The sequence below is a fragment of the Burkholderia sp. Bmkn7 genome (assembly GCF_041103175.1).
GTDB lineage: Bacteria > Pseudomonadota > Gammaproteobacteria > Burkholderiales > Burkholderiaceae > Burkholderia > Burkholderia cepacia.
On sequence record NZ_JBGCUH010000002.1, the window covers coordinates 720,389 to 743,586 of the forward strand.

At 68.1% G+C, this 23,198-nt stretch carries 17 protein-coding genes; 8 read left to right on the forward strand and 9 right to left on the reverse strand.

The genetic code is table 11. The features are described from left to right. Nucleotides 1–89: 89 nt before the first annotated feature. The 5 genes from AB3K92_RS09140 to AB3K92_RS09160 all read right to left on the reverse strand — a co-directional run bounded on the left by AB3K92_RS09140 (nucleotide 90) and on the right by AB3K92_RS09160 (nucleotide 7,106). Nucleotides 90–2,387, reverse strand: coding sequence for a polysaccharide biosynthesis tyrosine autokinase (locus tag AB3K92_RS09140; protein WP_369464871.1), 2,298 nt, complete (start codon nucleotides 2,385–2,387; stop codon nucleotides 90–92). After that, nucleotides 2,384–2,881: a low molecular weight protein-tyrosine-phosphatase gene (locus AB3K92_RS09145; RefSeq protein ID WP_060225757.1), complete on the reverse strand. Its 498-nt coding sequence runs from the start codon at nucleotides 2,879–2,881 to the stop codon at nucleotides 2,384–2,386. The genes AB3K92_RS09140 and AB3K92_RS09145 overlap by 4 nt, the downstream gene beginning before the upstream one ends. After that, nucleotides 2,878–4,029: a polysaccharide biosynthesis/export family protein gene (locus AB3K92_RS09150; RefSeq protein ID WP_124628126.1), complete on the reverse strand. Its 1,152-nt coding sequence runs from the start codon at nucleotides 4,027–4,029 to the stop codon at nucleotides 2,878–2,880. Before AB3K92_RS09150 ends, AB3K92_RS09145 begins: the two co-directional genes overlap by 4 nt. A gap of 52 nt (nucleotides 4,030–4,081) precedes the next feature. Further along, complete coding sequence (locus tag AB3K92_RS09155) at nucleotides 4,082–5,494, reverse strand: undecaprenyl-phosphate glucose phosphotransferase (RefSeq protein ID WP_369464872.1); 1,413 nt, start codon at nucleotides 5,492–5,494, stop codon at nucleotides 4,082–4,084. Nucleotides 5,495–6,089: 595 nt separating this feature from the next. Further along, complete coding sequence (locus AB3K92_RS09160) at nucleotides 6,090–7,106, reverse strand: 1-aminocyclopropane-1-carboxylate deaminase (protein WP_059587145.1); 1,017 nt, start codon at nucleotides 7,104–7,106, stop codon at nucleotides 6,090–6,092. A gap of 198 nt (nucleotides 7,107–7,304) precedes the next feature. Here AB3K92_RS09160 and AB3K92_RS09165 point away from each other — a divergent pair, with 198 nt between their 5' ends. Beyond that, entirely contained in the window at nucleotides 7,305–7,805 is a 501-nt protein-coding gene (locus AB3K92_RS09165; RefSeq protein ID WP_059587147.1) for an Lrp/AsnC family transcriptional regulator, read from the forward strand. Nucleotides 7,806–7,919: 114 nt separating this feature from the next. Here the strand turns inward: AB3K92_RS09165 and mdeB are convergent, their stop codons facing one another. Continuing rightward, on the reverse strand, nucleotides 7,920–10,655 hold the full coding sequence (gene mdeB / locus AB3K92_RS09170) for an alpha-ketoglutarate dehydrogenase (RefSeq protein WP_369464873.1): 2,736 nt from the start codon (nucleotides 10,653–10,655) through the stop codon (nucleotides 7,920–7,922). Nucleotides 10,656–10,818: 163 nt separating this feature from the next. On the opposite strand from mdeB, the gene AB3K92_RS09175 reads away from it, so the two are divergent. From AB3K92_RS09175 to AB3K92_RS09200, 6 genes are all read left to right on the forward strand, one after another. Then, nucleotides 10,819–11,346: an Lrp/AsnC family transcriptional regulator gene (locus tag AB3K92_RS09175; protein ID WP_027789923.1), complete on the forward strand. Its 528-nt coding sequence runs from the start codon at nucleotides 10,819–10,821 to the stop codon at nucleotides 11,344–11,346. Nucleotides 11,347–11,604: 258 nt separating this feature from the next. Beyond that, a complete protein-coding gene (poxB, locus tag AB3K92_RS09180; RefSeq protein WP_059488708.1) occupies nucleotides 11,605–13,326 on the forward strand; it encodes a ubiquinone-dependent pyruvate dehydrogenase in 1,722 nt (573 codons plus the stop codon). A 243-nt stretch (nucleotides 13,327–13,569) separates the two neighbouring features. Continuing rightward, nucleotides 13,570–14,160, forward strand: a complete 591-nt coding sequence (locus tag AB3K92_RS09185; protein ID WP_059621208.1) for a class I SAM-dependent methyltransferase — start codon at nucleotides 13,570–13,572, stop codon at nucleotides 14,158–14,160. A gap of 154 nt (nucleotides 14,161–14,314) precedes the next feature. After that, nucleotides 14,315–15,754: an alkaline phosphatase gene (locus AB3K92_RS09190; RefSeq protein WP_369464874.1), complete on the forward strand. Its 1,440-nt coding sequence runs from the start codon at nucleotides 14,315–14,317 to the stop codon at nucleotides 15,752–15,754. Nucleotides 15,755–15,786: 32 nt separating this feature from the next. Then, complete coding sequence (locus AB3K92_RS09195; RefSeq protein ID WP_059587199.1) at nucleotides 15,787–17,178, forward strand: alkaline phosphatase; 1,392 nt, start codon at nucleotides 15,787–15,789, stop codon at nucleotides 17,176–17,178. 33 nt (nucleotides 17,179–17,211) lie between these two features. Continuing rightward, nucleotides 17,212–17,955: a hypothetical protein gene (locus AB3K92_RS09200; protein ID WP_021160539.1), complete on the forward strand. Its 744-nt coding sequence runs from the start codon at nucleotides 17,212–17,214 to the stop codon at nucleotides 17,953–17,955. Nucleotides 17,956–18,127: 172 nt separating this feature from the next. On the opposite strand, the gene AB3K92_RS09205 is transcribed toward AB3K92_RS09200, so the two are convergent. From AB3K92_RS09205 to AB3K92_RS09215, 3 genes are all read right to left on the reverse strand, one after another. Next, complete coding sequence (locus AB3K92_RS09205) at nucleotides 18,128–19,267, reverse strand: acyltransferase (RefSeq protein WP_059553729.1); 1,140 nt, start codon at nucleotides 19,265–19,267, stop codon at nucleotides 18,128–18,130. Further along, nucleotides 19,264–20,073 (reverse strand): OXA-1043 family class D beta-lactamase, encoded by an 810-nt coding sequence (gene blaOXA / locus AB3K92_RS09210; RefSeq protein ID WP_369464875.1) that lies wholly within the window; start codon nucleotides 20,071–20,073, stop codon nucleotides 19,264–19,266. The genes AB3K92_RS09205 and blaOXA overlap by 4 nt, the downstream gene beginning before the upstream one ends. Before the next feature lie 328 nt (nucleotides 20,074–20,401). Next, nucleotides 20,402–21,553, reverse strand: a complete 1,152-nt coding sequence (locus AB3K92_RS09215) for a porin (RefSeq protein ID WP_059652508.1) — start codon at nucleotides 21,551–21,553, stop codon at nucleotides 20,402–20,404. A 576-nt stretch (nucleotides 21,554–22,129) separates the two neighbouring features. Between AB3K92_RS09215 and AB3K92_RS09220 the strand changes: the two genes are divergently transcribed. Further along, entirely contained in the window at nucleotides 22,130–23,167 is a 1,038-nt protein-coding gene (locus tag AB3K92_RS09220) for an ABC transporter substrate-binding protein (RefSeq protein WP_369464876.1), read from the forward strand. Nucleotides 23,168–23,198 lie beyond the last annotated feature (31 nt).

Genomic DNA, 23,198 nt, shown 5'->3' on the forward strand with positions numbered 1-23,198 from the left:
GCGCGACGGGACGGATGTGCCGGCCGCTGGCGATGCGGCGGGGCGCGTTGCTTGGCCAGCGGCTCGGCGTTCGAGGTGTCGGAGATCGTTCATCGCGGTGCGCCTCGCCGAAAGCGCGCGACGAGCGAGCGCAGCGACCGTCCGATCGACAACGTCAAGCCACGACGCGGTGGCGTGTAGCAATACTCGGTGTAGCGATACGCGCCGTAGCGCGAACCGTAGCGGCCCGAGCGCGGATCGACGCCGTTGAGCAGCACGCCGCTTGCATCGACGCCGTTGTGCGCGAGACGCCGGATCGCTTCGCCGAGTTCGGCCACGCGCGTCGACGCCGCGCGGGCCGCGAGCAGCACGGTGCCCGCGTGGCGGCCGAGCACGACGGCGTCGGTGACGGCGAGGATCGGCGCGGCATCGATCACGACGCGGTCGTAGCGGGCCGACAGCGTGTCGAGCAGCGCGCCGACACGCTCGTCGACGAGCAGTTCCGCCGGATGCGCGGGGATCGCGCCGGTCGGAATGAAGTCGAGGTTGGGGATCACGTCGCGGCGGATCGCCGCGTCCGGCGTCGTGGTGCCGGACAGCAGCTCGGCGAAACCCGCCTCGCGCCCGACGCCGAGCGCGTCGTGCAGGTAACCGCGGCGCAGGTCGCCGTCGACGAGCAGCACGCGCTCGCCGTTGGCGGCCAGCAGCGCCGCGAAGTTCGACGCGACGAACGACTTGCCGGCGCCGGGCACGGGGCCCGTCAGCAGCAGCACGTTGTTGGGCGCGCGCTGCATCGCGAAGCGCAGCGCGGTGCGCAGGCTGCGCAGGCTTTCGACTGCCGGGTCGTGCGGCTGGAGCACGCTCAGCAGGTGCGGCCCCGGCAGCCGTTGCGCGCTGCGCCGGGCGACCTGCCGCTGGCCGGACGATGCCGGAACGGTCGCATAGACGTCGATGCCGAGCGGCCGCTCGATCTCGTCGGCGCTGCGCACGCCGCCGAACAGATAGTCGCGCACGAACGCGAGCGCGACGCCGAGCGCGAAACCGAGCAGCGCGGCGGCGGCGATCACGACGGGCCGGTTCGGGCGCACCGGGTCTTCGGGTGCGATGGGCGTGTCGACGAGCCGGACGCTGCCGGTCTTGCCGGCCTTGACCAGTTCGAGCTGCTGTGCGTTGGCGAGCAGCGCCGTGTAGAGATCGGTGTCGACCTTCACGTCGAGCATCAGGCGCACGGCGTTCTGCTGCAGGTCGGGCAGGCGGCCGACCTGGCGTTCGAACGACTGCTGTTCGCGTGCGAGCGTCGCAATCTGCGCATCGAGCGCGATCATGTCGGGATGGCCCGGCGCGAAACGCGCATTCATCGCGTCGCGCTTCTGCTCCAGTTCGAGCCGGCGCGTTTTCGCATCGGCCGATTGCTGGAGGATCAGCTTCGCTTCCTCATCGAGGTCGATCGCGCCGTTCGCATTGCGCATGTCGGTGTAGCGCTGTTCGGCGTCCTGCAACTGCTTCTTGAGCACCGGCAACTGCGCGTTGAGGAACGCGAGCGATTGCGCGGCGTCGGCGGACTTGCGCTCGATGTGCTGGCGCACGTAGTGGCTCGCGACGGCCTGCAACTGCGCCTGCACGCGCTGCGGGTCGGCGCCGCGCAGCGTCGCGACGATCACGCCCGATTGCTTGATCTTTTCCTGGACATCGAGCCCGCGGCGCAGCGCGTCGATCGTGCCGGCACGCGATTCGCGCATGAGCGTGAAGCGGGTGTCGGGCAGCGCGTCGATGCGGGTGACTTCGATGACGATCGGGCCGTAGGCGGTCGCGAACGATTCCGGGTGACCGAACGTACCCGTGACCGGCTTGGGCAGCGCGGCACCCGTCAGCCGGTAGCGCCACGAGTCGAGCAGCGAGAGTTCGAAGCGCTCGCCTTCGAGCGCCTTCGGCACATCGAAGCGCGCCAGTGTTGCGCTTTCGGCGCCCCACGCATAGCCGCCGATGCCCAGCAGGCCGGGGCGTGCGATTCCCGTGTTGAAGCGCGACACGAATTCGCCGACCACCGGGAAGCGCTTCGGCTGTACGACGATGTAGCTGCGCAGCTCGTCGACCGCACGCGTGACGACGAGCCGCGACGCGAGAATCTGCGCTTCGGCCGCGGCGCTCGACTTGATGTCGAACAGCGACGACACGTCGCCGAGTGCGCTCTTGGCGGCCGACGTGTCGCCGCTGTCCTCGACCTGCACCATGATGTCGGCCTGGTACTGGCGCGGTGCGAGGAACGCGTACAGCGTGCCGGCACCCATGCAGGCGGCGGTGACGGCGGCGATCAGCCAGCGTCGGGAAACGAGCACGTCGATCGCGCCGGCGAGATCGAGCTCGGCGTCGCGGTCGTGCGCGTGCTCGTGGGAAGGTGTGGATGTCATCGGTTCGAATCGGAAAGGGCAGGTGTGGGAGGGGCGGCCGGCGCGATGCGCGCGCACCATGCGTCGACGCCGCATTCGATGAGCCGCAGGCTGTGCTCGAACGACGCGCGCGGGCCCAGATAGGGATCGGGGACGTCGAAGCCGTGCGCGCGGCCGGTGGACGGATCGGGCATGCCGAGCCGGAACACGCGGCCGCGCATCGCCGGCAGGCGGCGTTCGAGCCGCTGTTGTTGGTCGGCGTCCATCGTCAGGATCAGGTCGGCGCGCATCGCGAGCCCGGGCGGCACGCGGCGTGCGCGGTGCGCGGCGATGTCGAGGCCGCGCTCGCGCATCAGGTCGACCGCATGCGGATCGGCCGGCTGGCCGTCGCGCGCGCCGAGGCCGGCCGATTGCACGTCGACGCCCGGCAGCCGCGCGCGCAACAGCGCTTCGGCCATCGGGCTGCGGCAGACGTTGCCGATGCACACGACGAGCAGCGTCGAGATCGCGCTCATTTGACGGCGAGCGCCGCGGTGGCGCTGGTATTGACGCCCGGCAACAGCAGGCTGAGCACGCGGCTGAAGCGCACGAGGCCGTTGCCGTCGACGTAGACGATGTCCTTCGGCTGCAGCTCGAACTCGTTCGCGAGCACCATCGACACCGGCGAGCGCGCGTCGAGGTGGAACACTTGCGGGCTGTCCGTGCCTGAGCCGCGGATCACGAACATCTGCGCCGCGTCGGCCGTGCCGGCGTTCACGCTGCCGGCCTGGGACAGCGCGTCGGACAGCGTCAGGCGCCCGTCGCGCGGCGGCACCGCGAGCGACGGCTTGTTGACTTCGCCCATCACGTACACGCCGTAGTCGCTGCGGGCCGGCACGTGTAGGAGATCGCCGGCGGCGAGCACGACGTCGGCCGGATTGCGGCCGTTGCGCAGCATCCGGCTCAGGTCGAGCGGATAGGTCACGCCGTCGCGCACCAGCGTCATGCGGCTCTGGTCGGCGGCCGGACTGAGGCCGCCCGAGCGGCCCAGCGCCTCGTACAGCGTCATCGGTACGTCGTTGACGGGCTGGGCGCCCGGCGTGCGAACCTCGCCGTCGATGTAGACCTGCTGCGAGCGGAACGACGCGACGCGCAACGTCACCTGCGGGCCGCGATACACGCGCGACAGCGCGGCGACGATCCGCGCCTGCGCGGCGTCGGCGGTCAACCCCGCGACGTGCACGGTGCCCGCGAACGGGAACGACAGGTTGCCTTTCGGATCGACGACGAAGCCGGATGCCGGATCCGCCGCGCGCGGCGCGTTCTGCGGCGCGGGGCCTTGCGACGCCGCGAGTTCGGGGTGGTCCCACACGGTGATCTGCAATACGTCGCCGGGGCCGATCCGGTACGGGCCGGGCGATGCGGCAAGCCGATCGGACTGCCCGGTTTGCCGGCTCGCCGATTGCGCATCGAGTTCGCGAATCAGGCCGGCATCGATCGGCGTGATCCGGAACGTGGGGGCACCGCTGGCGGCGTGCGCGTCTGCCGCGTCGGACGGCGGGCTCATCCGCATGCCGGGCGCGAGAACGCAGGCTGACAGCGTGACGCTCGCGGCCATGGCCAGCAGCAAACGCATGCAACGCGGATGGGCGGTATCGGATCGCTCGGGTGTCGGATTTGTCATCAGTTATCCTTAGTGATAGTCGGCGCTTCGAAAGGCGCGCGTTGCGTGCAGGTCAGTACGCGTTGTGATGCACCCAGCCGCGCAGAACGGTGGCCGAGACGATCCGCATGTCGAGCGAGAACGACCAGTTGCGCAGGTAATGGAGATCGGCCTCGACGCGGCGCTGCATCTTCTCGATCGAGTCGGTTTCGCCGCGCAGCCCGTTGATCTGGGCCCAGCCCGTGATGCCCGGCTTCACGCGATAGCGATGGATGTAGCCGTCGACGATCGGCTGATACAGGTTGTCGTGCTGGAGCGCGTGCGGGCGCGGCCCGACGACGGACATCTCGCCGCGCAGCACGTTGACGAACTGCGGCAGTTCGTCGAGGCTCGTGCGGCGCAGGAACGCGCCGATGCGCGTGACGCGGGGATCGCCGCGCGTGGCCTGCCGCACTTCACGGCCGTCGTCGTGCAGCCGCATTGTGCGGAACTTGAGGATCGTGAAGGTGCTGCCGTTCGCGCCCTGGCGCTGCTGCCGGAACAACGCAGGGCCCTTCGACGAGAGCCGCACCGCCGCCGCGATCGCGAGCAGCAGCGGCGCCGTGCCGATCAGCACCGCGGCCGCGAAGAGGCGATCGAAAACGGCTTTCTGAAGCAGCGCGCGGGACGACAGCGGCGACGCAACGAGATTGATCGCCGGCGCGCCGACGAGGTCGACCATGCCGCCGTCGAACATCGTCATCGCGCTGACGTCAGGCATGAGCCGGATGTTGACGAGATCGTTTCGAAACGCATCGATCACGGCCATCACGGTGCGCGTGTCGCCGATCGGCAGCGCGAGCCAGACTTCGGGGATCGCGTGCGCGCGTACGTGCTGCGCGAACGTGTCAAGCGCATCGAAGTGCGGGACGTCGGCGCGGACATCGGGGCGGGCATGGTCGGGATCGAATGTGGCGGCGGCGCGGAATCCTGCCGACGGCATCCGCGCAATCCGGTCGCGCACCGCGTCGCAATGGGCGCCGGTGCCGACGATCGCGACCGGATGGCCGCCTGCGGGCGGATGCCCGATCCGCCCGAGCGATCGGCTGGCGACGAGCCGAGGCACGCAGAGCGCGGCCCCGCTTGCGGCCGTCCAGAGGAGGTACCAGTTCGCCGGGATGCTCGACTCGGGCGCCAGCGTGTGCATCACGAGCGCCGCGCAGCCTTGCGCGAGCAGCCACGCGAGTACGGTGAGGATCGCCGCGCGGCGTTTCGTCCGTCCGTCCGGCATCCGGTAGATGCCGAACGCGGGGAACAGCATCAGCGCGAACGTCGCCGCGCAGGCAACGGCAGCCAGTTCGGGTGATCGGTCGGTGCCTGTATCGGGCAGCACCAGTGCCGCGGCCAGCGCGCCGATCGAGATCAGCGCGACATCGGACACGCGTGCGAGCGATCCCCCTGCGACGGGCGACTCGTGTGCTTGCCGGATTTCGAATGGCGTATCCATATACCCCTGCCCCTGTCGATTGGTCGGATGGGCGGTGCGTCGTGCGTTTTCGATGCCGATGCGTTGTCACCCCCGGATCGGGCCGAGGGGCGGCGGTCTTGCAGTGCATGGGATGGGCAATCGATGGACGACGACGGCGCCTGACTTTGTCGGCCGGTTGCGCGCGTGCATCGGCGGTTTTGGCCGTGCTGTTGCGGGCGAATGTTTGCAAAACGTTGCAATCGACTCGACCGTGACAATTTTCGGTAAGCAGGGAGGTGATTTAAATAGAACGCCTACTAAATGGGACACGTGAGGCTTAGTACAGGTACGAATGATTTGAGAGCACGTCCTATGGTCAATGTTTTTTGACAGACAAGTCGCGTCCGATGCGGGCGATGATCAGCGAGGAGGAAACGGGGGATGCCGCGTGCGAAGCGGCTGGGGGAGGGCGTGAAAGCGGCGGCGCACCGCGATGGGACGGGGCAAGCGGCAGCCAAAGGACGCAGGACGTGTCACAACGAAGAAACGGCACCGTCCCGATGTCGACAAAGTCGACCGGGCCGGCGCCGTGACGGCGCGCACGCGGGCGCGCCGGATCGCGATCGCTCGGGCGTTACCCGTTGCGGAAAATCTCCGCATACGCACTCAACGCCGGCACGCCGCCGAGATGCGCATACAGCACCTTCGACCCCGGCTCGAATTCTCCATTGCGCACCTTGTCGATCATCCCGTGCATCGATTTCCCTTCATAGACGGGATCGGTCAGCACGCCTTCGAGCCGCGCGCACAGCCGGATCGCTTCCAGCGTGCCGTCGTTCGGCAGGCCGTATTCCGGGCCGGCATAACGCGTGTCGAGCACGACGTCCTGTTCGTCGATGCGGCGCCCGAGCTCGACGATTTCAGCGGTATGCCGCGCGATGCGCGTGATCTGCGCATGGGTCTTTTCCGGTGTCGCCGACGCGTCGATGCCGATCACGCGGTCCGCGCGCCCGTCGGCCGCGAAGCCGACCACCATCCCCGCCTGCGTGCTGCCCGTCACCGAGCACACGACGATGTAGTCGAACTTGAAACCGAGCTGTGCTTCCTGCGCACGCACTTCTTCTGCGAAGCCGACGAAGCCGAGCCCGCCGAGCGGATGCTCGGAGCAGCCGGCCGGCACCGGATACGGCTTGCCGCCCGCCTGCCGCACGCTTTCCATCGCCTCTTCCCAACTGCGGCGAATGCCGATGTCGAAGCCGTCCGCCACGAGCCGCACGTCGGCGCCCATCATGCGCGACAGCTGGATGTTGCCGACCCGGTCGTACACGGGGTCGTCGTAGTTGACCCAGTGCTCCTGCACGAGCACGCATTTCATCCCGAGATGTGCGGCAACGGCCGCGACCTGGCGCGTCTGGTTCGACTGGACGCCGCCGATCGATACGAGCGTGTCGGCGCCCTGCGCAAGCGCGTCGGGGATCAGGTATTCGAGCTTGCGGGTCTTGTTGCCGCCGAACGCGAGGCCGCTGTTGCAGTCCTCGCGTTTCGCATACAGCTCGACCTTGCCTCCGAGGTGTGCACTCAGGCGCTTGAGCGGCTGGATCGGGGTCGGGCCGAACGTCAGCGGATAACGGGGGAAACGTTGCAGGTTCATCGACTCGGGTCTCCGGAAAGGCGAGGTGGGTACGGGAAGCAGCTCGTTCGGGAAGTGCCGGCACGCGGGCTCCCGATGGAAAAATGATAGGCAAGTACATACGAAATGAGCTTGCGAAATAAATGCCATCGGCCTACGTTGATAATGGATCAGGCGATGTAGAAGCAATTACGGATCGAAGAATTGGAGAGTGACGCAATGAAATTAAGCAGAAATGCCGCGGCGCCGGCCGACGCGGCGCCCGCGCTCGACCGCATCGATCGCGCGATCCTCAGGCAGCTTCAGCAGGACGCGTCGATCTCGAACGTGAGCCTCGCCGCGAAGGTGAAGCTGAGCGCGCCGGCGTGCCTGCGGCGCGTCGAGCGGCTCAAGGAGATGGGGATGATTCGCGGGATCGTCGCGCTGCTCGACCCGAAGCCGCTCGGGGCCGGCATGCTCGTCGTGATCGGCTTCGTGCTCGACCGGTCGACCCCGGAGGCGTTCGCCGCGTTCGAGAAGGCCGCGCAGAAGGTGTCGGGATGCGTCGAATGCCACGTCGTGACCGGCGAGTTCGACTACTTCATGCTGGTGCGCACGCGCGACAACGAGAGCTTCAACCGGCTGCATGCGGAGCAGCTGATCTATCTGCCGGGCGTGCGGCAGGTGCGCTCGTTCATGGTGCTCAAGGAGATTCTGTCGACGCACGCGTTGCCGGTGTAGTGCGGTTCGGCGGCGGGTGGTGTGGCGCGCGAGGCGTCAATGACCGTCGGTGGTCACGACATGCAACGGCCGATCCATGCAAAAACGCCGCGCAGGTCGCGCGGCGTTTTTGCGTCAGCGTTGCCAGGGCGGCGTATCCGGCGATGTGTCGTGCCGGTAGCGTTCGCGCGCGGCCCGCACGATGGCCGGGTCGATCTCGTGCCCGTCCGCCAGCGCCTTCAGCGCCGCGAGCACGATGCTTGCACGATCGACCTCGAAGAACGCGCGCAGCGCGTCGCGCGTGTCGCTGCGGCCGAATCCGTCGGTGCCCAGCGTCACGTAGCGGCGCGGCACGTACGCGCGGATCAGTTCGGGCACCGCGCGCACATAGTCGGTCGCGGCGATCACGGGCCCGCGCGTCGCGGCGAGCGCGCCGGTGACATACGGCGTGGCGTGCGGGTGGTCGTCGTCGAGCCGCGCGCGACGCTCGGCCTCCATCCCGTCGCGCTGCAGTTCGGTGAAGCTCGTGACGCTCCACACGGCCGCATCGATGCCCCAGTCTTCCTTCAGCATGCGTTGCGCGGCGATGACTTCGCCGAGGATCGCGCCCGCGCCGAGCAACTGCACTTGCGCGGTCGCATGCGATTCCGCCGCCAGCGGATACATCCCGTTCAGGATTCCTTCGCGCAAGGCTTGCGCATCGCCGCCGGGCATCGACGGCTGCGCGTAGTTCTCGTTCGTCACCGTCACGTAATAGAACACGTCGCGCTGCTGCTCGACCATCTCGCGCATGCCGGCATCGACGATCGTCGCGACTTCGTACGCGAACGCGGGATCGTATGCGCGGCAGTTCGGAATCGTCGATGCGGCGAGGTGGCTGCTGCCGTCCTGGTGCTGCAACCCTTCGCCGCCGAGCGTCGTGCGCCCGGACGTCGCGCCGACGAGGAAGCCGCGCGCACGCTGGTCGGCGGCGGCCCAGATCAGGTCGCCGATGCGCTGGAAGCCGAACATCGAGTAGTAGATGTAGAACGGCAGCATCGGCAGGTCGTGCACGCTGTACGACGTCGCGGCGGCGATCCACGACGAGATCGCGCCCGCTTCCGAAATGCCTTCCTCGAGGATCTGCCCACGCGTGTCCTCGCGGTAGTAGAGCATCGAGCCGAGATCCTCGGGTTCGTAGCGCTGGCCGAGCGGCGAGTAGATGCCGACCTGCCGGAACAGGCTCGCCATGCCGAACGTGCGCGCTTCGTCGGCGACGATCGGCACGACGCGCGGGCCGAGCTCGCGATCCTTGATCAGCGCGGCAAGCATGCGCACGAGCGCCATCGTCGTCGACATCTCGCGGCCGGCCGCATCCAGCGCGAACGCACCCCAGGCCGGCATCGAAGGGACGGTCAGCCCCTTCGATGCCGCCATCCGCCTTCTGGGCAGATAGCCTCCCAGGGCAGCCCGGCGGGCATGCAGGTAACGCATTTCCGGGCTGTCTTCCGCTGGCTTGTAAAACATCAACTGCTCGACGTCGCTGTCCGACAGCGGCAACCGGAAGCGGTCGCGAAACGCTTTCAGATCGTCGACGTCGAGCTTTTTCTGCTGATGGGTCGTCATCCGGCCCTGGCCGGCCGCACCCATCCCGTATCCCTTCATCGTTTTCGCGAGGATCACCGTCGGCTGGCCGCGGTGCGCGAGCGCTCGCGCATACGCGGCGTGCAGCTTGCGCGCGTCGTGGCCGCCGCGGCGCAGGCGGTCGATCTCCGCGTCGGTGAGCTGCGCGGCGAGCGCTTCGAGCGCAGGGTCCTGGCTGAAGAAGCGCGCGCGGTTGTATGCGCCGTCGTTCGCGGAGAAGGTCTGGAACTGCCCGTCGACCGTATCGGCGAACGCGCGTGCGAGTGCGCCGGCGTGATCGCGTGCGAACAGCGGATCCCAGTCGGAGCCCCACAGCACCTTGATGACGTTCCAGCCGGCGCCCGCGAACTGCGCTTCGAGTTCGTCGATCACGCGGCCGTTGCCGCGCACCGGGCCGTCGAGCCGCTGCAGGTTGCAGTTGATCACGAACACGAGGTTGTCGAGCCCCTCGCGCGCGGCGAGCGACAGCGCGCCGAGCGATTCGGGTTCGTCCATCTCGCCGTCGCCGAAGAAGCCCCACACGGTGCGGCCCGCAGTGTTCGCGAGGCCGCGATGCTGCAGGTAGCGCATGAAGCGCGCCTGGTAGATCGCGTTGATCGGGCCGATGCCCATCGAGCCGGTCGGGAACTGCCAGAAATCGGGCATCAGCCACGGGTGCGGATACGAGCACAGCCCGGGCCCGGTGATTTCACGGCGATAGTGCGTGAGGTGGTCCTCGCCGAGAAAACCTTCGAGATACGCACGTGCATAGACGCCCGGCGACGAATGCGGCTGGAAGTACACGAGATCGCCGCCCGGGCCGCTTTCATCGCCCGTGCCGGCCGGCGCCGCGCGGAAGAAGTGGTTGAAGCCGACTTCGAACAGGTCGGATGCCGACGCGTAGCTCGCGATGTGGCCGCCGAGCTCGCCGTACGCACGGTTCGCGCGCACGACCATCGCGAGCGCGTTCCAGCGCAGCGCGGCGGACAGCCGTTCCTCGAGATCGGCGTCGCCCGGATAGGGCGGCTGCTCGTGCGCGGCGATCGTGTTCACGTACGGCGTGACCGGGCCGCGCGGCGCCGCGAGCCCGCGGGTGTGCGCATGCGCGGCGAGCCGGCCGAGCAGGTACTGGGCGCGCTCCTTGCCGACGTGCGCGACGACGGCGTCGAGCGCCTCCAGCCATTCGACGGTTTCTTCAGGGTCGGTGTCGGCGTGAGCGCCGCCCGCGCGCCGCCGCGTGGCGTCGATACCGTTCGACAGGTCCGTCATCGCAGGTCTCCCGCGCGCCGGTCGGGAGCGGCGCGCATCAGTGGCAATCGGTCGGATCATGCTACCCGCCGATCCGCAAAATATGCGTCTGATTTCATTGGGATTTCACGCGCCGATAGTGTAAATATTCCGGTTGTGGCCACTCTTCCGGAATATTTCGACCATGAGTTCAAACCCGCGGCGGCTCGACCGCATCGATATCGGCATCCTGAACCAGCTGCAGCAGAACGCGCGGATCACGAACGCGGAACTCGCGCGTGCGGTGAACCTGTCGGCCACGCCGTGCTTCAACCGCGTGCGCGCGCTGGAGAAGCTCGGGCTGTTCCGGCAGCAGGTCACGCTGCTCGACCCCGAGCCGCTCGGGCTGCGGATCAACGTGTTCATCCAGGTCAGCCTCGAGAAGCAGGTCGAGGATGCGCTGCAGCGCTTCGAGGAGGCGATTTCGCAGCGGCCCGAGGTGATGGAGTGCTACCTGATGTCGGGCGATGCCGACTACCTGCTGCGCGTCGTGATGCCCGACATGCGCACGCTCGAGCGTTTCATCATCGAGCGCCTGACGACGATCCCCGGCGTATCGAACATCCGGTCGAGCTTCGCGCTGAAGCAGGTGCGCTACAAGACCGCGCTGCCGTTGCCGGCGTCCGGATTGACGCTCGTCGATCCGGACGAGGCGGCATCCGACTGGAGCTGAGCGGGGCATCGCACGCGCGCCTGCCAGCTTTTCGGCTGCCGGCTGCAGTCGGCAACCATGACAAAGCGCCGACGATTGCCCGACGCCGTCGAAAGGGGCCGCGTGAGGCACGACGGATCGCTGCCGCGGCGGCGCGCAGGGCGCTTGCATCGTCACGACGCCGCGCGGGACGATCGCGTATGCTCGTCCCGTCAGCGGCAACGGCGGCCGCCGTTGCCGGATCAATCGTGTGACGACCGATCAACGAGCGAGGGCATGATGGCTAGACAGACGATGGCGGAATACCTGGCGAAGACGCTGGCGGCAGCGGGCGTCGAGCGTATCTGGGGCGTGACGGGCGACAGCCTGAACGGCCTGTCGTTCAGCTTGAGCCAGATCGGCTCGATCCGCTGGATGCATACGCGGCACGAGGAAAGCGCCGCGTTCGCGGCCGGCGCGGATGCCGCGTCGACCGGGCGGCTCGCGGTGTGCGCGGGCAGTTGCGGCCCCGGCAACCTGCACCTGATCAACGGCCTCTACGACTGCCACCGCAATCATCAGCCGGTGCTCGCGATCGCCGCGCACATCCCGTCGACCGAGATCGGCCTCGGCTACTTCCAGGAAACGCATCCGCAGGAGCTGTTCCGCGAGTGCAGCCATTTCGCCGAACTCGTGACCAACGCATCGCAGTTCCCGCGCGTACTCGCGCGCGCGATGCGCACCGCGATCGACGAACGCGGCGTCGCGGTGATCGTGCTGCCGGGCGACATCGCGCTGGGCGACGGCCCGGACGAAGCGCCGGCATGGAGCGAATCGGCGCCGCCGTCGATCCTGCCGGCCGACGCCGATCTCGACCGGCTCGCGGCGCTGCTCAACGCGTCCGACGCGGTCACGCTGCTGTGCGGCAGCGGCACGCAGGGCGCGCACGACGAGGTGGTCGCGCTGGCCGACACGCTTGGCGCGCCGGTCGTGCATGCGCTGCGCGGCAAGCAGTTCGTCGAATGGGACAACCCGTTCGACGTCGGGATGACGGGGCTGATCGGCTTCAGCTCGGGCTATCACGCGATGGAATCGTGCGACACGCTGCTGATGCTCGGCACGGATTTCCCGTACCGGCCGTTCTATCCGTCGAACGCGAAGATCGCGCAGATCGACTGGAAAGGCTCGCAGCTCGGCCATCGTGCGCCGCTCGCGCTTGGTCTCGTCGGCACCGTGAAGGAAACGATCGCGGCGCTGCTGCCGCGCCTGACGCGCAAGACGCAGCGGCGTTTCCTCGAGAATGCGCTGAAGCACTACGCGGCCGCGCGCAAGGGGCTCGACGATCTCGCGGTAGCCGAGCCGCCGGGCCGCGCGATTCATCCGCAATACCTGACGAAGATCGTCGACGAAGTCGCGGCGGAGGACGCGATCTTCACGGCCGACGTTGGCACGCCGACGCTGTGGGCCGCGCGCTACCTGACGATGAACGGCAAGCGGCAACTGCACGGTTCGTTCAATCACGGCTCGATGGCGAATGCGATGCCGCAGGCGCTTGGCGCGCAGGGCGCGCATCCGGGGCGGCAGGTGGTGTCGCTGTCCGGCGACGGCGGGCTGTCGATGCTGCTCGGCGACCTGCTCACCGCGCGCCAGCTCAAGCTGCCGGTCAAGATCGTCGTGTACAACAACAGCCTGCTCGGCTTCGTGTCGATGGAGCTGAAGGCGGCCGGTTATCTGGATACGAACGTCGACCTGAGCCCGACCGATTTCGCGGCGATTGCGAAGGGCGCGGGCATCTTCAGCGTGCGGGTCGAGCACTCGGAGAACGTCGAGGAAGCGCTGCGCACGGCGTTCGCGCATGACGGGCCGGCCGTCGTCGACGTCGTCACGTCGAAGTACGAGCTCGCGATGCCGCCGAAGATCGAGCTCGCGCATGCGAAGGGCTTCAGCCTGTTCATGCTGCGCGCGATCCTCAGCGGGCGCGGCGACGAGATCGTCGAGCTGGCGAGAACCAACCTGCGGTAAGACGGGCCGCGCACGGGGCGGGCGCCGGCGGTTGATCCGGTACGAATTGATCAGGGGAATCAGGGTCAATCTTCACGTCGCCTTAAGTTTGCGTTTCCTAGAATCGATTTGATCGTCGCGCTTCCTGCGACGGACCGATTCGTCCAGGAGGATGCGCATGCCAAAGCCCCGTGTCGCCGTAGCCCTGTTCCATGAAGTCTTCGACGCGTCGTTGCCGGCGGCGCAATCGTTCGAGGGCTGCCTGTGATGTGGCCGAATGCGTGGCGTGTCTCGGCGCTGTTCGTGCGCGAGTGGGTCGGCCGTCCGGCCGCGGTGGGCGCGTTGTGCCCGAGTTCGCGGCAGCTGGCGCGCGAGATGGCCGATGCGGTGCCGGACGGCGACGGGCTGGTCGTCGAGCTCGGCGGCGGCACCGGCGCGATCACTGCGGCCTTGCTCGAACGCGGCGTCGCGCCACGGCGACTCGTCGTGGTCGAGCGTTCGCCGGCGTTCGTCCAGCACCTGCGGCGACGCTTTCCGGGCATCTCGATCGTGTCGGGCGACGCGCGGCAGCTCGGACGCCTGCTGCCGCCCGACGCGCGCGTCGACGCGATCGTGTCGTGCCTGCCGCTGCGCACGCTGCCGCGCCAGGACGTGACGGCGATCGTCGGCCAGTGCCATCGCGTGCTGTCGGCCGACGGCGTGATGATCCAGTTCACGTACGACCTGCGGCCGCCCGGCCGTCACCCGCTCGGCGATTCGGCATTCGTTGCCTGCGACAGCCGGATCGTGTGGGCAAACATTCCGCCAGCGCGCATCGTGACCGTGCGCAACATCGCCGCCGAACACGCGGAATGACGTCGCAGCACGCGCGGCGCCCGGCGGTGGCGCCTCGCCGTCGCCTTTCATAATTCATTCGACACCTTCCAGTTTCCATTCACATTGCCGTCACATCGGGTTCCTACCATCGCCTTTCATTTCGAAAGCATCAACGGCGGGGAGAACCGGCACCATGAATCGAATCAAAACGGCGGCGCTGCTGTGCGCGGGCGCCCTTGCGCTCGCCGGATGCGGCAGCGATGACGGCCCGACCAGCACGTCGCCTACCCAGCCGCCCGTTCAGACGGCCGCGCGCAACGTGATCTTCTTCCTCGGCGACGGCATGGGGATGACGACGCTGACGGCCGCACGCATCTACGGCGTCGGTGAAGACGGCGCGCTCACGATCGATACGCTGCCGGAAACCGCGTTCGTGAAGACCTATTCGAACGATGCGCAGGTGACGGACAGCGCGCCGTCGATGTCGGCGTACATGACCGGCGTGAAGACCAACAACGAAGTGATCTCGATGTCGCCCGACACGAAGGCGATCGAGCCGAGCGCGAGCCTGACCGGCAATTGCGGCGCGAACAACGGCAAATCGGCGACGACGCTGCTCGAGATCGCGAAGGCGAAGGGCATGGCCACCGGCGTCGTGACGACCACGCGCGTCACGCACGCGACACCCGCCGCGACCTACGCGCACGTGTGCCATCGCGATGCCGAGAACGACATCGCGGCGCAGCTCGTGCCGGGCGGCGCGGGCTACAACGGTGCGCTCGGCGACGGCGTCGACGTCGTGCTCGGCGGCGGCACGCAATTCTTCGTGCCGAAGGACGGCGGCGGCAAGCGCACCGACGGCCGCAACCTCGTCAACGAGCTGAAGGCGAAGGGCTATGCGTTCGCGCAGAACCGCGACGACCTGCTGGCCGCCGATGCGACGAAGAGCGGCAAGCTGGTCGGCCTGTTCTCGTCGAGCCACATGAGCTACGACCTCGATCGCGGCGCGACGAAGGAGCCGAGCCTCACCGACATGGCGACGCGCGCGCTCGACGTGCTGCAGAAGAATCCGAACGGTTATTTCCTGATGGTCGAAGGCGGCCGGATCGACCACGCGCTGCACGACACCAATGCGAAGCGCGCGCTGCAGGACACGGTTGCGTTCGACAACGCGATCAAGGCGACGATCGACAAGGTGCGCAAGACCGATCCCGACCTGAAGAACACGCTGATCGTCGTCACGGCCGACCACGACCACACGCTGGTGCTGAACGGTTATGCGGCGCGCACCGGCAAGACGGAAGCGGGCAAGGCCGGCGTGCTGGGCGTGCTGCGCAACTACCAGACGGGCGCGGTCGCGAAGGACGCGGACGGCGCGCCGTACACGATCATCGGCTTCGGCAACGGCGAGAACCGCGTGCAGGGCAGCCGCGCGGGCACCGCGCTCACCGACGCGGTGACGGGCGCCGACGACTATCGCCAGGAGGCGGTCGTGCGCATGGACAAGGGCAACGAGACGCACGGCGGCACGGATGTGTTCCTCGGTGCGATCGGCCGCGGCGCGGATGCGTTCCACGGCGTGATCGAGAACAACAAGGTCTTCGAGCTGGTGCGCAACGCGGTGCAGCTGTGAGCGCCGACTACACGGGTACAGGGGAATACAGGATGTCGACCATCAAGTGCATCGCGGCGGCGCTGGCCGTCGCGGGTTTCGCATGCGGCGCGGCGCAGGCCGCCGGCCAGGCGAAGAACGTGATTTTCTTTCTCGGCGACGGCATGGGGCCGACGACCGTGACGGCGAGCCGGATCTACAAGGTCGGTGAGTCGGGACAACTGACGATGGAGAAGCTGGCGCGCACCGCGCGCATCAAGACCTTCTCGAACGACGCGCAGACGACCGACAGTGCGCCGTCGATGGCCGCGTACATGACCGGCGTGAAGATGAACAACGAAGTGCTGTCGATGTCGTCCGACACGCGCGCGGTCGCGCCGGGCAGCGACGCGAACGGCAACAAGACGGTCAACAACTGCGCGCCGGGCAACGGCCAGCCGGTCGCGACGCTGCTGGAGCTGGCGAAGGCGCGCGGCAAGGCGGTCGGCGCGATCACGACGACCGAGCTCACGCACGCGACGCCTGCCGCGACCTATTCGCACATCTGCCATCGCGACGCGCAATACGACATCGCCGCGCAGGCGGCGCCGGGCGGCGCGGGCTACAACGCGGCGCTCGGCGACGGCGTCGACGTGCTGATGGGCGGCGGCCGCAACCACTGGACGCCGTTCGATCCGGTGGCCAACAAGCGCGGCCGCGCGGACGGGCGGAACCTGCTCAACGAGATGAAGGCGAAGGGCTACACGGTCGTCGCGACGAAGGATCAGCTCGCGCAGGCCGGCAACGGCAAGCTGGTCGGCCTGTTCAGTTCGACGAGCCATCTCGAGTACGAGCTGGACCGCGTCGCGGGCAAGGGCGAAGGGCCGTCGCAGCCGAGCCTTGCCGAGATGACGTCGAAGGCGATCGACGTGCTGTCGAAGAATTCGAACGGCTATTTCCTGATGGTCGAAGGCGGCCGGATCGATCACGCGCTGCACGGCACCAACGCGAAGCGCGCGCTCGAGGACACGGCGGCATTCGACGAAGCGATCCGCGTCGCGCTGTCGAAGGTCGACCTGTCGAACACGCTGATCGTCGTGACGGCCGACCACGACCACACGATGACGATCAACGGTTATTCGAAGCGCGGCAACCCGATTCTCGACATCAGCCGCAACTATCGCGACGGCCAGCCGAGCAAGGACGCCGACGGCAATACCTACACGACGCTGGTGTTCGGCAACGGCGCGAACCGGCCGAACGTGCGCGCGTCGGTCGATTCGGCCACCGCGACGAACGATGCGTATCTGCAGGAAGTGGGCGTGCGGATGGGCAGCGCGGGTTCGGAAACGCACGGCGGCGGCGACGTGATGCTGTTCGCCGACGGCGCCGATGCGAAGGCGTTCAAGGGCACGATCGACAACACGAAGGTGTTCGGTCTCGTGCGCTCGGCGTTCGGTTTCTGAGGCGGGTGATGGCACGATGAACAGGAACGCGCGATGAAACGCCAGATCTTCTGTGCGCTCGCCGGCGGGATGATTGCGCTGCCGGCTTGTGCAGCGGCCGATCTCGACGCCGTGCTGCTGCACGAGAGCCGCACGGTGACGGCCGACGGCGTGACGCGCACGACGCTGTATCGCGAACGGATGGTGCGGCGCGACGGGCACGTGTGGGTCGAACGCGTGCTGCCCGCCGCGTCGGCCGGCGGCGGGCAGGGTGACGATCACGATCATGACCACGATGCGGGCCCGGGCCGCCGCGCCGGCGTGCAACCGGCGGCCGCCCACGCGGGCCACAGGCATTTCAACTTCCAGGCGGCTGCACGGCATGTGACTTACGACGGCAAGACGGCCCGCATCGAGTACGTCGATGCGGCGAACCGGACGGTCGTCAGCGTGCCACCGGCCGAGTACGAAACCACGGGTTTCGACGGCTCGTGGGACAACGCGTATTACGTCACGCCGCCGTCGCAGCTGAAGCGGCTCGCGGTCGCGAAGCGCGGCGACGCGCCCGGCACCCTCTGGTACGAGCAGGCGGTCGATACGCCCGGCGCGCGCGGCGTGAACCGGATCCTGTGGAGCGAGACGCTGCAGGCGCCGCTGTCGGTCGAATACCGGAGTGCCGATGGCCGCGTCGTGCGCAAGCTGACGTTGACACCGGCGCCGGCCGCGCGGCGCGAGCCGCCGCCGTGGACGACGCTCGCCCGCTACGCGCGCAAGGAATACGCCGACTATCTGGATTGATCGGCGGGCGGCGACACGCTACCGATGACCCGACGGCTTCGGCCGATCGTGCGATGCGTACGCGGGGTTTACGGTCAGGCCGGCCGGTATCGCCATCGCGATACGGCCGGGCGCTGGCCGCTTTTTTCTTTTTCCGAAGTCGTGTCACCCGGCAGGGGCGGCCGACGATCCGCTAGAACCGCGCACCGTCGGGCACGCGCGTTGACGGCCGCGACGCGACCCGCTTGATGAAGCGGTCGAGCGGTGTCGCATAGCCGCGCGCGATCGCCGCGCTCAGCACTGCCGACAACGCCAGATACGCGATCAGCAACAGCAGCCGGGTGTCGCCATGCGTGGCCGACGGCGGCCAGAACGTGCGCAGCCCGCCGAGCACGATCAGGTGAAACAGGTACAGCTCGTAGCTCAGCGTGCCGGCCCGGCGCAACGGCGCGAGCAGGCGGCCCGGCGCGCGCGTGCCGTTGACGTGCGCGCCGATCAGCAGCACGGCCGTGCCGAGCGCCATCGCGGTGACGCCGGCGACGTGGCTTTCCGCGATCGGCCAGGCCAGATACAGCGCGGCCATCGCCGCCGCGACGAGCCCCTGCACGAGCGGCGCGGCGAGCCGCTGCCAGCGTTTGCGCTCGGCCAGCAACGCGGTGCAGCAGCCGATCGCGATCCCGTCGAACGACGCGAAGTACGCATAGAGGAACCCGCCTTCGTCGCCGGCATGCGTGAAGCGGTACACGGGCCCGATCGCGGCGATAACCACCCAGAACGCGACCAGCCGCGCATCGCGGCGCAGCGCGATGCACAACAGCGGAAACGACAGGTAGAACACCTCTTCGACAGACAGCGACCACAGCACGCCGAGCGCGTAGTTGACCCACCCGTATGCGCCGATCAGCACGTTCATCCAGAACGTCAGCGACGCGAGATTCACGAGCCAGAACGACACGGCGATGCCCTCCGGCGCGTGGTTCCGGAAGATCGGCACGCCGGCCGCCGCGAGGCCGTTGACGAGCGCGAGCAGCAGGAGCAGGCACGGGACGATGCGCGCGACGCGCGACACGTAGAACGCGCGCACGTCGACCGCGCCGAGGTTGCCCCAGCGGTGTCGCGCATTAGACGTGATCAGGTAGCCCGAGATCGCGAAGAACATCGTCACGCCGTAGTTGCCGTTGCGCACCACCGCATGTACCGTTTCCCAGCCGAATACGCGCGCGAGCGACGTCTCGCGCAGCGAGTAGGGGATGTTGAAGTGATGCAGCAGGACGAGCACGATCGACATCCCGCGCAGCAGGTCGATCCGCGCGTTGCGCGGGCCGGCGCTCATTGCGGCCTGCCCGGTTCGGCGAGGGCGGGCAGCGTCGCCAGGAACGTGTCGCGTGCGCGCAGGCCGGCGTTCGGCGTCTGCCGTTCGTCGTCCTGTATCAGGTACGCGAACGCGAGCGTGCGCGGCCCTTTGGCCGCCCAGCCGACGAACCAGCCATACGCATGCGACGCATCGTACTTGCGCCCCGGCGACCCGGTGCCCGTCTTGCCGTGCACGATCCAGCCGCCGGGCCGTGTGTCGATCAGCGTGATGCGCTCGGTCATGTCGTACGCGTGCGCGCTGACGGGCAGTGTCCGGTTCGCGATCTTGCGCATGAAGCCGACCTGTTCGAGCGGCGAGATGCGCAGCGATGAATTGACCCAGGCGCCCATCACGCCGTTCAGTTCGCCCTGCGGGCTGGTCGCGTCCGCGTTGCCGTAGCCGAATGCGCTCGTGTATTGCTGGAAGCGCGCCTGCCCGAGCGCCTGGGTGACCTGCTGCGAGTACCAGAACACCGACAGCTTCATCCAGCGCGCCGGATCGGTCGGCTCGCGCCACGGCGCGCCGCCCCAGTCGGGGTAGCCGGTGTGGAACTCGAGCGTCGGGGTGTGCGCGTCCTTCAGGACGCCCGCATCGAAGCCCATCAGGCTGATGGCGACCTTGAACGTCGACGCGGGCGTGACGCGGGTCGCGCAGTCGCCTTGCTGCACGAGCACCTGGCCGGTGGTGGCGTCGGCGACGACGGTGCAGACCGGGCGGGCATGGGAAGTCGCGGCGGCCAGAAGGCCGGCGGCGAGGGGGAACAGCGCGCGGCGCCAGTGCTTCAAGTGACACTCCTCGGGGATGGGCGGCAGGCGCACGGCACGAGTGAAAGGTGGCGGGCCGTGCGTAATGAAGGCGACGGCCGGCATCGAGGAAGGCGGGGATGGCGGCCGTTGCGCAGGCCCACAGTGTATCGACGGATCGTCGTCCGTTGACCTGTCACGGTTGCCGGGGCGATTGCGCGCCGGTTGCCCGTTCCGGCGTCATCGGCCGGTCACGCGCGTTGCAGCGCGCATGAAAAAACCCGCCAGCAGGCTGGCGCGTGCGGGCGGGCGAAGACACCTCGGGCCGACCGGCGCGGGTGTCGCGTGAAGAACGGAGAACCGGGTTGCGTCAGAACTTGTGGCGCAGCGCGAGACGCACGGCTACCTGGTTCGACGTCGACGACGGTGCGTCGGTGCCGGGGATGAACGCGTTGTCGAGGATCGAGTTCGTCTTGTCGCCGGCGATGTGCTGGTACGCGGCCTGCACGTACACGTCTGTGCGCTTCGACAGGTTGTAGTCGGCCATCAGCCCGACCGAGTGGATCTTCGGTTTCGCGTCGCCGGTCGACGCGTCGTACTTCTCGAGCGACAGCACGTACTGCGCGCCGACCATGAACGCCGGCGTGATCTGGTACGAACCGTTGACCTCGAAGTTCTGGTACTTGATCGCGCTGACCGTCGCGCCCGGTGCGATGATCGCGCCCGGCGTGCCGAGGTAGCCGTTGCCGGTCGGGTTCTTGTAGTTCGAGTTCGTGTACGCGAAGCCGACCGTCGCGGGCCCGAACGTGTAGTTGATGCCCGCGCCGAACACGCGCATGCGTTCCGCGATGTAGCTCGCGTCGTTCGCGGTGATCGCGCCGGCCGAGCCGTTGCCCGGATGGTTCGCCTGCAGGTACGCGGCGCCGATCAGCAGCCCGTTGTTCTGGTACTGCGCGCCGAAGCTGTACGCGCGGTTGTCCGAGAAGTTCGTGCTGTTGCTGAAGCTGTATGCGCCGCCGAACGTGAAGCCGCCGAAGTTCGGGCTCGCGTACTTCACCGTGTTGTCGAGGCGGAACGAGTTGTCGGTGTTGTCGTTGTCGAACGGGTGCGCGAGCAGATAGCCGCCCCAGTTGCCGTTGGCCGTGGTCGGCGCGAGATAGTCGACGACGGAGTCGTACTGGCGGCCGAACGTCAGCGTGCCGTACTGCGCCTGGCTCAGGCCGACGTACGCCTGGCGGCCGAACATGCGGCCGCCCTGGTTGAGCCGGCCGGAGTTCACGTCGAAGCCGTTTTCGAGCTGGAAGATCGCCTTCATGCCGCCGCCCAGATCCTCGCTGCCCTTCAGGCCCCAGCGGCTGCCCTGCGCGTAGCCGCTCGCCATCTCGTAGACGTGGCCGGTGCCGACGTTGTTCGTGTAGTTCAGGCCTTCGTCGATCACGCCGTACAGCGTGACGCTGCTCTGCGCGAACACGGGGGCGGCGAAGGTTGCCGTTACGGCGAGCGCCGTCAGGGTCTTTTTCATTGAGAGATCTCCGGGATATCCAGCTTCTTGTATCGGTTGTCGTGGGCGCAACCGGCGAGGCGCGCCCCGTCATCCGGGGCGTTTCCGGCGCAGCGCGCGCGGCGCCGGAAACGCGCGATGCGCGGCGGCGCGGCGACCGGCTGTGCCGGGTCGTGTCTCCTCCGATGACACCGCGCATTCTTCCCAAGCCGAAGAGGAACCGAAAGCGAGTAATTTCGATGGATGGGATCGGGTTCGCCAATGGGGTCGCGACCGGCCGTTTCGACAGTCGAAACCGTGTGCGCGGCGCCGCGCGCCAACGCCGGTCGCGCCATCGCCGGACGGGGGCGCGACGCAGCCTGGCGGGGCCCGTGCGCAGGCGCGGGAAATCGGACGAGAGGCCCGCCAGGCGGGCCTGGCGGGGCACCCGGAGATCGATTGGCGCTGCCGATAGCCATGATCGGAATTACTCGTTTCCCTAAACATATTGGCGGCTGAAACATGCAGGCTGACCGGACGTGGCTGGATGCACGATTCGCCGGTCGCCGCGCATGCCGCGACGCACAAACAACAGATTCGATTTGGAGACGACCCACCATGCAGATTCGACGACTGAAAACGGTCCTTCTCGCCGCCGCGGCGATCCTGTCCGCGCCCGCGGCCCACGCGGCCGGCGGCGCGTGCGCCGACGGCAAGACGGTCCATTTCGCGGGCATCACGTGGGAGAGCGGGTCGTTCGCGACCGAAGTGCTGCGGCAGATCATGGAGAAGGGCTACGGCTGCAAGACGGACGTCGTGCCGGGCAGCACGGCCGCCACCGAAACGGCGCTCGCGCGCAACGACCTGCAGATCTGGGCCGAGCAGTGGACGGGCCGCAGCGAGATCACCGCGAAGGCTGTCTCGTCGGGCGCCGTGAAACTGATCGGCGACACGCTGCCGGGCGGCACGACCGAAGGCTGGTTCGTGCCCGACTACGTGGTGAAGGGCGATCCGGCGCGCAACATCAAGCCGGTCGCGCCCGGGCTCGTGTCGGTCGACGATCTGCCGAAGTTCAAGCAGGTGTTCGCCGACGAGGAGGAGCCGGACAAGGGCCGCTTCCTGAACTGCCCGACGGGCTGGGACTGCGAGCGAGTGAACACGCGTCTGCTGAAGGTGCTGAAGCTCGACCAGTCGTACACGAACTTCCATCCGGGCACCGGCGCGGCGCTCGACGCGGCGATCGCGTCCGCGTACCAGCGCGGCGCGCCGATCGTGTTCTATTACTGGGGCCCGGCCGCGCTGATGGCGAAGTACAAGTTCACCGCGCTGAAGATGCCGGCCTATAACGACGCATGCTGGAAGACGCTGCGCGACGAGAGCAGCACGCACCAGTGCGCGTCGTCGTACATGGTGTCGCGGCTGACGGTCGGCGTGTCGAAGCCGTTCGCCGATGCAAACCCCGATCTCGTCGGCGTATTCGGCAAGGTGCGTTTCCCGATGGACTTCCTGAACCAGACGATCCTCGAGATGACGACGAAGAAGATCGACGGCGCGGCGATGGCCACGCAGTTCCTGAAGACCCGCCAGGACATGTGGAAGCAGTGGGTGCCGGCCGACGTCGCGCAGAAGATCGCCGACAGCCTGAAGGGCGCGTAACCTGCGCGCGGCGGCGGGCCCGCGCCCGCCG

Coding starts and splice junctions, on each gene's coding strand:
- AB3K92_RS09140 (WP_369464871.1), bottom strand. CDS start 2,387: ATGACATCCACACCTTCCCACGAGCACGCGCACGACCGCGACGCCGAG.
- AB3K92_RS09145 (WP_060225757.1), bottom strand. CDS start 2,881: ATGAGCGCGATCTCGACGCTGCTCGTCGTGTGCATCGGCAACGTCTGC.
- AB3K92_RS09150 (WP_124628126.1), bottom strand. CDS start 4,029: ATGACAAATCCGACACCCGAGCGATCCGATACCGCCCATCCGCGTTGC.
- AB3K92_RS09155 (WP_369464872.1), bottom strand. CDS start 5,494: ATGGATACGCCATTCGAAATCCGGCAAGCACACGAGTCGCCCGTCGCA.
- AB3K92_RS09160 (WP_059587145.1), bottom strand. CDS start 7,106: ATGAACCTGCAACGTTTCCCCCGTTATCCGCTGACGTTCGGCCCGACC.
- AB3K92_RS09165 (WP_059587147.1), top strand. CDS start 7,305: ATGAAATTAAGCAGAAATGCCGCGGCGCCGGCCGACGCGGCGCCCGCG.
- mdeB (WP_369464873.1), bottom strand. CDS start 10,655: ATGACGGACCTGTCGAACGGTATCGACGCCACGCGGCGGCGCGCGGGC.
- AB3K92_RS09175 (WP_027789923.1), top strand. CDS start 10,819: ATGAGTTCAAACCCGCGGCGGCTCGACCGCATCGATATCGGCATCCTG.
- poxB (WP_059488708.1), top strand. CDS start 11,605: ATGGCTAGACAGACGATGGCGGAATACCTGGCGAAGACGCTGGCGGCA.
- AB3K92_RS09190 (WP_369464874.1), top strand. CDS start 14,315: ATGAATCGAATCAAAACGGCGGCGCTGCTGTGCGCGGGCGCCCTTGCG.
- AB3K92_RS09195 (WP_059587199.1), top strand. CDS start 15,787: ATGTCGACCATCAAGTGCATCGCGGCGGCGCTGGCCGTCGCGGGTTTC.
- AB3K92_RS09200 (WP_021160539.1), top strand. CDS start 17,212: ATGAAACGCCAGATCTTCTGTGCGCTCGCCGGCGGGATGATTGCGCTG.
- AB3K92_RS09205 (WP_059553729.1), bottom strand. CDS start 19,267: ATGAGCGCCGGCCCGCGCAACGCGCGGATCGACCTGCTGCGCGGGATG.
- AB3K92_RS09215 (WP_059652508.1), bottom strand. CDS start 21,553: ATGAAAAAGACCCTGACGGCGCTCGCCGTAACGGCAACCTTCGCCGCC.
- AB3K92_RS09220 (WP_369464876.1), top strand. CDS start 22,130: ATGCAGATTCGACGACTGAAAACGGTCCTTCTCGCCGCCGCGGCGATC.